General features: G+C 62.4%; 12 protein-coding genes. 4 read left to right on the forward strand and 8 right to left on the reverse strand.

Annotated elements, in window-relative coordinates:
• Positions 1-66: 66 nt before the first annotated feature.
• The 4 genes from preA to NKI05_RS19275 all read right to left on the reverse strand — a co-directional run bounded on the left by preA (position 67) and on the right by NKI05_RS19275 (position 3,586).
• On the reverse strand, positions 67-1,380 hold the full coding sequence (preA, locus tag NKI05_RS19265; RefSeq protein ID WP_023729383.1) for an NAD-dependent dihydropyrimidine dehydrogenase subunit PreA: 1,314 nt from the start codon (positions 1,378-1,380) through the stop codon (positions 67-69).
• A gap of 59 nt (positions 1,381-1,439) precedes the next feature.
• Entirely contained in the window at positions 1,440-1,793 is a 354-nt protein-coding gene (locus NKI05_RS19270; protein WP_023668203.1) for a hypothetical protein, read from the reverse strand.
• Between the two features lie 109 nt (positions 1,794-1,902).
• On the reverse strand, positions 1,903-2,226 hold the full coding sequence (locus NKI05_RS32265) for a hypothetical protein (protein WP_023729384.1): 324 nt from the start codon (positions 2,224-2,226) through the stop codon (positions 1,903-1,905).
• Positions 2,219-3,586: an NAD(P)-dependent oxidoreductase gene (locus tag NKI05_RS19275; RefSeq protein ID WP_023815596.1), complete on the reverse strand. Its 1,368-nt coding sequence runs from the start codon at positions 3,584-3,586 to the stop codon at positions 2,219-2,221. The genes NKI05_RS32265 and NKI05_RS19275 overlap by 8 nt, the downstream gene beginning before the upstream one ends.
• Positions 3,587-3,799: 213 nt before the next feature.
• Between NKI05_RS19275 and NKI05_RS19280 the strand changes: the two genes are divergently transcribed.
• Complete coding sequence (locus NKI05_RS19280; protein WP_155929634.1) at positions 3,800-4,243, forward strand: hypothetical protein; 444 nt, start codon at positions 3,800-3,802, stop codon at positions 4,241-4,243.
• A gap of 68 nt (positions 4,244-4,311) precedes the next feature.
• Here NKI05_RS19280 and NKI05_RS19285 read toward each other — a convergent pair whose 3' ends face one another.
• Positions 4,312-5,031, reverse strand: coding sequence for a gamma-glutamylcyclotransferase (locus NKI05_RS19285; RefSeq protein WP_023668199.1), 720 nt, complete (start codon positions 5,029-5,031; stop codon positions 4,312-4,314).
• 192 nt (positions 5,032-5,223) lie between these two features.
• Between NKI05_RS19285 and NKI05_RS19290 the strand changes: the two genes are divergently transcribed.
• Complete coding sequence (locus NKI05_RS19290) at positions 5,224-6,000, forward strand: VOC family protein (protein WP_023668198.1); 777 nt, start codon at positions 5,224-5,226, stop codon at positions 5,998-6,000.
• Between the two features lie 76 nt (positions 6,001-6,076).
• Here the strand turns inward: NKI05_RS19290 and NKI05_RS19295 are convergent, their stop codons facing one another.
• Positions 6,077-6,565, reverse strand: a complete 489-nt coding sequence (locus tag NKI05_RS19295) for a hypothetical protein (protein WP_023668197.1) — start codon at positions 6,563-6,565, stop codon at positions 6,077-6,079.
• A gap of 207 nt (positions 6,566-6,772) precedes the next feature.
• On the opposite strand from NKI05_RS19295, the gene NKI05_RS19300 reads away from it, so the two are divergent.
• Entirely contained in the window at positions 6,773-7,165 is a 393-nt protein-coding gene (locus tag NKI05_RS19300; protein WP_023735991.1) for a DoxX family protein, read from the forward strand.
• Positions 7,166-7,258: 93 nt separating this feature from the next.
• On the opposite strand, the gene NKI05_RS19305 is transcribed toward NKI05_RS19300, so the two are convergent.
• On the reverse strand, positions 7,259-9,700 hold the full coding sequence (locus NKI05_RS19305; RefSeq protein WP_023804946.1) for a GcvT family protein: 2,442 nt from the start codon (positions 9,698-9,700) through the stop codon (positions 7,259-7,261).
• Between the two features lie 78 nt (positions 9,701-9,778).
• Positions 9,779-11,317, reverse strand: a complete 1,539-nt coding sequence (locus NKI05_RS19310) for a trimethylamine methyltransferase family protein (RefSeq protein WP_352792924.1) — start codon at positions 11,315-11,317, stop codon at positions 9,779-9,781.
• Between the two features lie 217 nt (positions 11,318-11,534).
• Between NKI05_RS19310 and NKI05_RS19315 the strand changes: the two genes are divergently transcribed.
• Positions 11,535-12,125, forward strand: a complete 591-nt coding sequence (locus NKI05_RS19315; RefSeq protein WP_352792953.1) for a transglycosylase SLT domain-containing protein — start codon at positions 11,535-11,537, stop codon at positions 12,123-12,125.
• Positions 12,126-12,134: the final 9 nt, after the last annotated feature.

The following is a 12,134-nucleotide window of genomic DNA, read 5'->3' on the forward strand; positions in this document are numbered from 1 at the left end:
TTTTATCTGCAATAGTAAAATGAAAAACGGCGCTCGAAAGCGCCGCTTTTTTCTTCGACCCGTTCCTTACTCTGCGGCCACCTTGGCCATCGGGTTGTTCGGGTGCGTCGTCCAGTTGGCATAGATCGGCGACACCGGCTTGCCGGTGCGCTGGTCCATGACGCCGGCGGCCAGCGGCTCCATGGTGATGCAGTTCTCGACCGGGCAGACATTGACGCACAGATTGCAGCCGACGCATTCGGCCTCGATCACCTCGAAATGCCTGACGCCGTCGACCATGTTGGTGATTGCCTGGTGCGAAGTGTCCTCGCAGGCGATGTGGCAGCGGCCGCATTTGATGCAGGCGTCCTGGTCGATATGCGCCTTGGCGATGTAATTGAGGTTGAGATACTGCCAGTCGGTGACGTTGGGCGTGGCGCGGCCGACAATGTCGTTGAGCGAGGCGTGGCCTTTCTCGTCCATCCAGTTTTCGAGACCGGCGATCATCTCCTGCACGATCTTGAAGCCGTAAGTCATCGCCGCCGTGCACACCTGCACATTGCCGGCGCCGAGCGCCATGAATTCAGCCGCATCGCGCCAGGTGGTGATGCCGCCAATGCCGGAGATCGGCAGGCCGCGCGTTTCCGGATCGCGGGCGATCTCGGCCACCATGTTCATGGCGATCGGCTTCACCGCCGGGCCGCAATAGCCGCCATGCGAGCCCTTGCCGTCGATGGTCGGCTGCGGCGCGAAACTGTCGAGGTCGACGCCGGTGATCGAGTTGATGGTGTTGATCAGCGACACCGCGTCGGTTCCGCCGGAGAGTGCGGCGCGCGCCGGCTTGCGCACATCGGTGATGTTCGGCGTCAGCTTGGTGATGACAGGCATGCGGGTGTTGGCCTTGCACCAGCGCACTACCATTTCGATGTATTCAGGCACCTGGCCGACAGCCGCGCCCATGCCGCGTTCCGACATGCCGTGCGGGCAGCCGAAATTGAGCTCGATGCCGTCGGCTTCGGTCTCCTCGACCACCGGCAGGATCGCCTTCCAGCTTTCCTCGACGCATGGCACCATCAGTGAGACGACGATGGCGCGGTCGGGCCAGTCCTTCTTGACCTGTTTGATCTCGCGCAGATTGACCTGCAAATCGCGGTCGGTGATCAGCTCGATATTGTTGAGGCCGAGCAGGCGCCGGTCGGCCCCCCAAATCGCGCCATAACGCGGGCCGTTGACGTTGACCACCGGCGGACCTTCTTCGCCCAGCGTCTTCCACACGACGCCGCCCCAGCCCGCCTTGAAGGCGCGGATGACATTGTAGGCCTTGTCGGTCGGCGGCGCCGAAGCCAGCCAGAACGGATTGGGCGATTTGATGCCGACGAAATTGTTGCGAATGTCTGCCATGGGTCTTTCTCCTCTGGCCGTGGCGGGCTTACCGCCACCTTAAAGCGTTGCCTATCGGATCATTCCTCGCATCGAAGAAAAACCGATGGCGGTTCACCTTCGACCGTTACCGTGATCTGGTCCGGATCGCCCTTGCGCGCTTCCAGCCCGACCATTTTTTCATCCATGCGCACGGTCTCGTCCCCGTTGAGATAGACGCTGGCGCATGAAATCCTTGTCTCAACATGATCGCCGCTTGGCGGCCCGGATGTCCATTGGCAGATCGTGTGCTCGCTGAAGCCGACACCGGATGCCTCGACGGACATCCGCTCTTCACCCTTCGCGTCACACCATTGCGTATAGAGCCAATAGTCCGGTGAAGCCGCCGGCATTGCCGCGGTGCCGATGACGGCAGCGAGGATCGGCGCGATCATCGCAGTGCCCGGTTGATCAAGCGGGTCGGCTTTACCGAGGCCAACCAGAACGGATTGGGCGATTTGATGCCGACGAAATTGTTGCGGATGTCGGTCATAACTCTCTCCGCTAGCTACAGATCACAACAAGAGTCATCTGAACTGCTACAGGCTCACTCGAAACGTTTCGGACGACGACCTGCCACACATGGTCGCTAAACGGATAACTTGCCGATACAACCAACGCAGTAGGGTTGGCCGGCGGGATATCAAGCGCGTAACCTCCAGAGATGAGCTCCTCGTTCCCGCACCCAAGCATAGGAGAGAACGCCTCCCCTGCGCGAACGTCCGGTTGATCAAAATATCTGGTCACACGATGAGCCGCCGAGGCGTTGGCAGAAAACAGCAACAGGCTCGTGCTTAAAGCTCCAACGAACTTGACGACGTTAGGCATTCCAGCTTCCTCCAGCCAGTGCCCGGTTGATGCTCTCCGCCGCGTCGCGGCCTTGCGCGACGGCCGAGACCGTCAAATCGTCGCCGCCGAAAATGCAGTCGCCGCCGGCCCAGACATTGGCGAGCGAGGTGCGGCCTTCCGCGTCGACCTTGATGCGGCCGGCTTCGAGTTCGATCGCAGCACCGCTGCCGTTAAGTGCCGCCGGCACAAAGCTCTGGCCGATCGCCTTGAACACCTGGTCGGCGGTAAGCGTCAGCGTCTCGCCCGTGCCGGCAAGCCTGTCCCCGTTCATGGCGGTGTATTCGAGCTCGATGCCCGACACTTTGCCAGCCTCGGCGATGACCCGCTTCGGCTGCAGCCAGTGGCGGATGGTGACGCCGTTGGCGGCTGCCAGATCCTGCTCGAACTCGGAAGCGTTCATGTGTTCCTGGCCGCGCCGGTAGCAGATCGTCACCTCCTCGGCGCCGAGCAGCTTCGACTGCACCGCGGCGTCGATCGCCGTCATGCCGCCGCCGATGACGACGACGCGCCGGCCGACCGGCAGGCTCGCGAGATCGCTGGCCTGGCGTAGCTCGGCGATGAACTCGACCGCATTCACGACGCCATCGGCCTCCTCGCCATCTGCGCGCAGCGCGTTGACGCCGCCAAGTCCCATGCCAAGAAACACCGCATCGTAATTCCGGATCAGATCCGACAGCTGGTAGTCGCGGCCGAGCGCCCTGCCGTTCTGGATATCGATGCCGCCGATCCCCGTGACATAGTCGACCTCGGCCTGGGCGAAATTGTCGATGCTCTTGTAGGCGGCGATGCCGTATTCGTTGAGGCCGCCGGCCTTCGGGCGGGCTTCCAGTATGGTCACCTCGTGGCCATGGCGGGCGAGCCGGTGCGCCGCGGCTAGGCCGGCCGGACCGGCGCCGACCACGGCGACCGACTTGCCGGTCGATTCAGCGCGCGAATAAAACTGCTTGTGCTCGGCCATGGCGACATCGGTGGCGTAGCGCTGCAGGCGGCCGATCTGCACCGGCTTGCCTTCCGCCACCTCGCGCACGCAGACCTCTTCGCACAGCGTCTCGGTCGGGCAGACGCGGGCGCACATGCCACCCAATATGTTCTGGTCGAAAATCGTCTTGGCCGAACCGATCGGGTTGCCGGTCGATATCTGGCGGATGAACAGGGGAATGTCGATCGAGGTCGGGCACGCATTCATGCACGGCGCATCGTAACAGAAATAGCAGCGGTCTGATTCGACCAGCGCCTCGTGGTGATCGAGCGGCGGATGCAGGTCGGAAAAATTCTCGGCGTACTGGTCGGCGGCAAGCCGGCCGCCGGCAATGCCGTCCTTGAACTGGCCTTCTGGCATCGTCAGTTCCCCATGTTTTCGTTTTGGGAAAGGCTAGCACGTTTTATTTTTTTATCAATTGGTCAATTTTCGACCCAAGCCGCTGAAAAGACTAGCTGATAATATGATTTAGTTGCTCATGTTATGAGTGACGGTTGCGTCCTCAAAGAGGGGAGCGCGACAAGCTCCAAGTCGCGGCAAGCTGTTCCAGGCCAGCGCGAAATGATAGGGCGCTTGAGCACGATGCGCGGCTTTCATTCAACGGAGAAGACGATGACCGATGATAGGGAGACGGCTCACCGGTGGGAGCCCGTGGGAGATTTACCTCTGGCTGCCTGTCAGGTGTGGCGTCTAAAATCCGACAATAACTTTGAGCTGACCGTCGAAGGCGACTTCGGGACATCGAAACGAACTCTCAAGATCGATTTTCAAGGGGTAGTAGCCCTGGCTGCCCATGATGACATGCTGGGACTGACCAAAATCCGTGCGGACACCTCGATCCCATTGATTGGATCTGGCAGGCAAGCCTCCTACAGGTGGCCGATCCTGCGAGTGGAGAACTCGCATTGGTTGCGATCGACACTTGGCCCGACAGTAGACTGTACGCATTTTCTGCTGCTCAGTCTCGAATGCACGGTTGAGGTCATTGCTCGTGAAGCCACTCCTTCTTGGATCTGATCACCCGAGGAGCGAAACGCCTTGAAACCGCATACGCTCCGGCACAGGCCAAGATTGGTGGCTGTTCGCTACGAAGGTGCCAGCTGTAGGCTGGCATCTGAGGGGCCGCCATGAATCGACCTGATCTCGTCGGCAACCAGTTGCTGCAGCCGCCACAGATTGCGGTCGCGGATGCCGAATTCCTCGAGGTGGCTGACGGTGTTGTAGAGATATTCCGCACCCGAGCCGACATGGCCGCAGGCCCGCGCCAACACCCGCGCCACCCGATCTAGCGGCTGCCCAAGCGAGGTTCCCCTGCCCGTCACCCCGACCCAGAAGCCGAGCGCCCGTATCCGGCCCTGCTCCGTGCGCACGGGAACCCACCGGACCGAGCTGACACTCTCATGGTCGTCGATCTCGCGCCGCAACAATCTTTCGATCTGCTGCGGCTTGTCGCCGTCGGGCAGGCGGTAGATGACGCCGTCGCATCGGCCGCCGCGTTCGAGCGCCATCATCAGCCCCGGCTGCGCGACGCTGCCGCGCCAGCGCACCATGTCGAGGCAGAAGGAGCGATGCCAGCCAAACGCAGTGGCGCGCTGGCGTTCGACGGGCTCGAAAGCCGGCTTCCAGATCAGCGAGCCATAGGCGAACACCCATAACGGCCCCGCATCGGCTTCGTCGGAGAGCCGTAAGGCAAGCGTGCGAAAATCCTCATCGTTCAGCTGCGTCCAACTGCAGTCGGGTCCGGGATCGACCTCTTCGCGATGACACAGTGACACAAGCTCAGGCGTGAGCGACATAAGGCGCATGAAACGACTACCCCTCGTTTGCCCAAGGAAAGTCGAAAACCGCCGCACGTGCAAGGCGTCGGTGGGGCGAAGTGCGGAACGATGTGTCAACGCAGCCGTTGAATTTTCTCCGGTTCGCTGTCGGATTCGCGTCGCTGAAAACGTCCTTTGATGGATCGGACGACGATCTATGCATAGGTGAGGAGACCGAGAATGCCGAGATCCCCAATGCCCTTCTTCTGGTACGAGTTGATGACCAGCGACCTCGATGCGGCGCAAGCGTTCTACACCAGCGTGGTCGGCTGGCGGGCCGAGCCCTTCGACAAGGCGCCCGGCATGCCGCGCTATATCGTGGTGAACTCCGCCGAGCGTGGCGTCGGCGGGCTGATGACCCTGCCCGAGGAAGCAGCCAGGACGGGTCTGAAGCCGGCCTGGTTCGGCTATATCCACACCAGCGATACCGATGCCTCGACCGAGGCACTGAAAGCCGCCGGCGGGGCTGTTCACCGCGAACCCGACGACATTCCCGGCGTCGGCCGCTTCTCCGTCGTCGCCGACCCGCAAGGCGCCGCCTTCATGTTCCTGCAGCCCAGTGGGCCCGACCAGCCCGTCCTTCCGGCAACGACGCCGGGCCATGTCGGCTGGCACGAGCTTTATGCGGCCGACCGCCAGAAGGCCTTCGATTTCTACTCAAGCCAGTTCGGCTGGACCGATGCCGGTAGCATGGACGTCGGCGAGATGGGCATCTATCAGACCTTCTCGGCCGGCCCTGAATCCGGCGGCGGCATCATGAACAAGCCGCAACCGCTGCCGGTGCCGGTCTGGCTGTTCTACTTCAATGTCGGCGCCATCGACGCAGCCGCCAAACGCGTCACCGACAATGGCGGCAAGATCGTCATGGGTCCGATGCCGGTTCAGACCGGCCAATGGATTGCCCAGTTCACCGATCCGCAAGGCGCCTATTTCGCGCTGATCGCGCCGGGCCGCTGACCCCCTCCGGTACTCGCCTGCACGGAAACTGCTCTCATCGCACTGCCGGTGCGATGAGAGGCGCGTCCGGGCGCGGTCACTCCGGCGCCAGCACCGCGACTTTGAGGTTCTCTTTCCTGGCGCCGCTGAGCTGGATCGTGGCTGCGCCAGGCGTCAGCTTGAAGCGCACGCTCTTGCGGATGCCGGGGCAGGTCTTCACGCCGCTGAAACCCGCTGATTTCACGGCTTGGCCATCCTGAATGACGTCGACCCAGGCCTCCTCGGACAGGCTGATCTGGAGCTCTCCTTCCGCTGGCACGGCCACGTTTGCCGTCGCGCCGAACGTGCCGGCTGCCGGCGCGCGTTGCGGTGAGACCGTGAAGCTGACCGCATCGACGGGCTCCAGCGCCATATCCGCGGCTTCGCCGAAAGCAAGAGAGGCACCGGACTGCGCGGCGGGCGCTGCCGGAAACAGTTCCTGCTCGCGTGTCACCGGCCATTTGAAGGCATCGCAGCCAGCATCAGCGGCCATGGCGAAACTGGTGCTTGCGAGGATTGCGAACAGGCTGATGGCGGCTTTTTTCATTGCGAAGGAACCCGTCTGGTTTGGAGTGTCTACTCGCAGATATACAACCTTAACGAGATCTATGCAACCATAACGAGAGCAAATTTCGAAGTCAGACTGGAAATAATTGCAATCACCGATTGTTGATGACAGGCCATGGGAAGTGAATGGTCCAGCGCCGGGTGATGATTTATGGCCGGGCCACATGGTTGGAAAAATGGAGTTTAGATGAAGCTTTTTGACGGTCTCGCCAGATTTCAGCCGCAGGCACTCGGCGTCCTGCGCATCATGACGGCCCTGCAGTTCCTCGAGCATGGCTCGCAGAAACTGTTCAATTTTCCGGTCAGCGCCGAGCCTCACGCTCTTAGCGGCCTGACGGCGACGGCAGGCATCCTGGAGTTCGCCGGTGGCATCCTGCTGGCGCTCGGTCTGTTCACCCGCCCGGTCGCGTTCCTTCTGGCCGGCGAGATGGCCATCGCCTATTTCATGGCGCACTATCCGCGCGACTTCTTCCCGGTCAACAACGGCGGCGATGCGGCGATCTCCTTCTGCTTCATCTTCCTCTATCTGGTGTTTGCCGGCGCCGGCGCTTTCGCGCTCGACAACCGCCGCAGCACCTGACGCGCCTAATGCATGTCGCCCAAAAGTGCGCAGCGGTTTTGGGATAACGACTTGCACCAAGAATCTGAAGCGCCTCGGCGAAGCCGAAGCGCTTCAGGCGCGCATTCGCTCGAAGTTCGCGTCAAAGAGCGGCGCTGCCTGAACGCGCGCCGCGTGGCGCTTGCCCAAAAGTTCGATTTCGAAGCCGTCGCTCTTGTCTGCGATCTCCTTCGGCACATAGCCGATGGCGACGGATTTCTTCGAGTGATGCGCATAGCCGCCCGACGTTACCCAGCCGCGCACCGCGCCATCGTACCAGATCGGCTCGTCGCCGATGACATCGGCATCGTCGGCATCGAGGATAAATGTGCGCAGCCTGAGCTTGCCGCCCTGCTTGCGCTCGGCAAGAGCGCCGGTTTTACCGATGAAATCGGCATCCTTGCCATAGGCGACGAAACGGTCGAGCCCGGCCTCCAGCGGCCCGTAGATCGGCCGGTATTCGCGCGCCCATGAGCCGTAGTTTTTCTCCAGCCGCAGCCCATTGAGCGCGCGCGAGCCGAACAGGCCGAGGCCGAATTCCTCGCCTGCCGCCATCAACGCCTGGAAGGCAGCGCGCTGATATTCCGGCGCCACCCAGATCTCGTAGCCGAGATCGCCGGTGTAGCTGACGCGGCCGACCAGGCACGGCGCCGTGCCGATGTCCATTTTCGCGACCGCCATGAAGGGGAATGCGGTGTTGGCGACATCCGCGCGGCTGACCTTTGCCAGCACCTCCCTCGCCTTGGGCCCCGCAATGGCGAGGCCGGTCAGCCTCTGGCCCAGCGCCTCTATGCGCACTGAGCTATCCGCAGGTAAATGCGCCTCGAACCAGCGCATATGATATTGCTCGGCAATGCCGGAGCCGGCGATGAACCACTCGGTCCCGTTGGAATTGGGGGCACCGATATTGGCCAGCGTGAAATCGCCGATGAGCTTGCCGTCATCCTTCAGCATCGGCGCCAGCGTCATGCGGCCTGGCTTGGGCAACTTGCAGGCAAAGATCAGGTCGAGCCAAGCGGCCGCCCCTTCTCCCGTCACCTTGTATTTGGCGAAGTTCGAAATCTCCGCCAGGCCGACGCTCTCACGAACCGTCGCGACCTCATTGGCGACATGGGAAAAATCGCTGGACCGCCGCCACGAGAACTCGTCCCTGACACCCTCGGGCGCAAACCATAGCGGCACTTCCAGCCCATAGGACACGCCCCATTGCGCGCCCTTGGCCGATAGCAGATCGTAGATCGGAGTCGTCTTCAGCTGCCGCCCCGCGGGCAGTTCCTCATTGGGGAAGCGGATCGAGAAGCGGCGCGAATAGTTCTCGCGCACCTTGGCATTGGTGTAGGCCATCGTCGCCCAGTCGCCGTAGCGCGCGACATCCATCGCCCAGATGTCGGCGCCGGGATCGCCCTCGATCATCCAGTTGGACAGCGCCAGGCCGACGCCGCCGCCTTGTGAAAAGCCCGCCATGACGCCGCAGGCGACCCAGAAACCCGGTAGCCCGCGCACCGGCCCAACCAGCGGATTGCCGTCCGGTGCAAAGGTGAAGGGCCCGTTGATGATCTGCTTGATGCCGGTCCTCTCGAAGGCCGGGAAATGCCGGAAGCCGACCTCGAGCGACGGCGCGATGCGGTCGATGTCCGGCTCCAGCAGTTCATGGCCGAAATCCCAAGGCGTCTGGAACTCGGACCACACCTTGTTGGCCTTCTCATAGGTGCCCATCAGCATGCCGCCGCGCTCCTGGCGCAGATAGAGCTCACCGTCGAAATCGACGGCGTGGATGATCTCGGTGCCGGTCTTGGCGTTCCACGCCGCGACTTCCGGCATATCCTCGGTGATCAGGTACATGTGCTCCATGGCCAGCACCGGCAGTTCCAGCCCGACCATGCGGCCGACCTCGCGCGCCCACAGGCCGCCGGCATTGACGACATGCTCGGCCACGACCTCGCCCTTGTTGGTGATGACCCGCCACATCCCGTCGGGCCGGCGCACAATGTCTTCCACCTTGGTGAAGCGCTCGACCTCGGCGCCAAGCTTGCGCGCGGCCTTGGCGTAGGCATGCGTCACACCGGAGGGATCGAGATGGCCGTCTTCCTTGTTGCGAACGGCGCCGACGAACTGCTTGGGATCAATCAGCGGCATCAGTTCAGCCGCTTCGTTGGCCGATATTTCCTCGAGATCGATGCCGAGGTAACGCCCTTTGGCAACGACGCCGCGCAGCCAGTCGAGCCGCGCCTCGGTCGCCGCCAGCAGCACGCCGCCGGTCAGATGCACGCCGGTCGCCTGCCCCGACAGCTCCTCGATCTCCTTGTAGAGCGAGATCGTGTATTTCTGCAGCTTGGCGACGTTGGGGTCGCCATTGATCGTGTGCATGCCGCCGGCCGCATGCCAGGTCGAGCCCGAGGTCAGCTCGTCGCGCTCCAGCAGCACGACATCGGTCCAGCCATGGCGGGCCAGATGGAACAGCACCGAACACCCGACGACGCCACCGCCAATGACCACGACCTTTGCATGCGATTTCATGAGTTTTTCTCTGTTATCAATGAGTTGAGGAGATAAGGTGAATCAGAAAGGCAGCGCCGCGCGCCGACGCTGAAAAAGTCACGGTCCGCCCTGCCCGATCGCTTCCTTGCGCCTGGCCATGTATGCCTCCAGCGCCTCGCGCACGGCGATGTCCATCACCGGCTCGACATAGTCTTCCAGCGCCTTCTTCCACAGCCGGGTCGCGCGCGCCGTGGTGTCGAGGCCGCCGGCTTCCTGCCAGGCCTCGTAATTCTGCCAGTTGGACAGCATCGGCTGGTAGAAGGCGGTGGCATAGCGTTCCAGCGTGTGCGGTTCGCCGAAGAAATGGCCGCCGGTCGGCACCGCGCCCAGCGCCTCGACAGCAAGCTCCGCCTCGTCGACGACGATCGGGCGCAGGAATTCCATCATGTGCTGGATCATCTCGACATCGATGATGAGCTTTTCGAACGATGCCGTCAGCCCGCCTTCCTGCCAGCCGGCGGCATGATAGACGAGGTTGCCGTGGCCAAGCACAGCGCCCCACAGCGCCATCAGCGTCTCGTAGGCGCCTTGCGCGTCCGCCGCATTCGATGCCGACCCCGGTGTCGTGCGGTAGGGCAGATTGTAGCGCCGCGCCAATTGCCCCGAGGCGATGTTGGCCTTGGTGTTCTCCGGCGTTCCGAAGGCCGGCGCGCCCGACTTCATGTCGACGTTGGAGGTGAAGGCGCCGTACATCACCGGCGCGCCGGGGCGCACCAGTTGCGTCAGCACCACGCCGAACAGTGCTTCGGCATTCTGTTGCGCCAGGGCGCCGGCGAGCGTCACCGGGCTCATCGCGCCCATCAGCGTGAACGGCGTCACCGCCACCGACTGGCCGAACTCAGCCATGGTCATCAGCCCTTCGGCCATCATCTCGTCGAAACGCCGCGGCGAGTTGACCGAGATGATGGTGGCAATGCCGGGATCATCGCGCATCTCGTCCAGCGTCAGCCCGCGCGCGATTGCCATCATCTCGATGCCGTCCAGCGCCCGGCCTCGTCCGATCGCCGAGACATGGAAAGATTTGTCGGTCAGCGTCAGATTGTTGAAATAGGTATCCATGTGCCTGGTGTTCGCCGGCAGTTCCACCGGCGCGCAGACCTGGTTGCCGAGCATGTGGATGCAGTTGAAATGCTGAGCCAGCCGGGTCAGATCGGCATAGTCGTGCAAGTTTCCAGCGCGCCGGCCGCGCTCCATGTCGTGCACATTGGGCGGCCCGGCGACGAGGGTGAAATTGATCGTGTTGCCGCCGAGATGAATGGTGTTGGCGGGGTTGCGCGGCGTCAGCCGATAGCTGGACTGCGTGGTCTTCAGCGCCTCGGCGACAAGGCCCCGGTCGATGCGGACATTCGCGGTCGCATGGTCGACTTTTGCGCCCGCCTTCTCGAACAGCGCCAGCGCCCGCTGAGACATCACCTCGATGCCGAAATTTTCCAGAATATGCATCGACGCCTGGTGGATCGTTTCGACCTGGTCGACTGAGAGCATCGCCATCGGCGGATAGGGATTGGTCACCCGCCGCAGTGGAAGTTGCGGGATGGCGGCGGGCCCCCGGTTGCTGGTTCGCTCCGCGCCGCGCTTTCGTCTTGGTTCATTCATGCCTGGCATCAGAGCGCCGGCATCCGGATATCGCTGTCAGAAATCCGCCCTTCGCGGGCGTGATTTTAGCCAAGGCGGCATTTTTGAATTCGTATGGAGACAGAGGCGACGCAAAAGGTCGGAATAATGATACAGGTCCCACTCAGCGGAGCCGGGCCGGCAAGCCGTTAAGAAACGCCGCAAGATTCCCTTTATGATTTCAGCCTATCCGTCTTCCATGCGTAGTTCGAATTTGAGTAAAATTGTAGCGGTTGGCGTGCTGCTGGCTTTGCCGGCCTGCGCGACGCCGCCCAACCATATCAACAATGTCTGCGCCGTCTTCGACCAGAACGACGGCTGGTTCGACAACTGGCAGTCGGCCGCCGAGCGCGCCTCGCAGAAATACGGCCTCCCTGTCCCCGTGCTGATGGCGACGGTGCGCAAGGAATCCGGTTTCAAGAGCAATGCCAGGCCGCCGCGTACCAAACTGCTCGGCTTCATTCCGTGGAAACATGTCTCGTCGGCCACCGGTTTCTCGCAGGCGCTCGACGGCACCTGGTCGCAATATCAGAGCGAAACCGGCAGCTGGGCGGCGCGGCGGACCAAGTTTGCCGATGCCGTCGATTTCGTCGGCTGGTATCATTCCAAGACATCAGACACGTTCGGCGTCGCCCGCAACGACACCTACAATCTCTATCTCGCCTACTATCTCGGCTGGACCGCCTACGGCCGCGGCAACCGTGGCGATGCCGGCGTGCAGGGCTATGCCAGGGCGACCGAAAAGATGGCCCGCGACTATGCCGAACAGCTGCAGCAATGCGGCAACTGACGTTGCCAA

The sequence above is a fragment of the Mesorhizobium sp. M0771 genome (assembly GCF_040320155.1).
Taxonomy (GTDB): Bacteria; Pseudomonadota; Alphaproteobacteria; order Rhizobiales; family Rhizobiaceae; genus Mesorhizobium.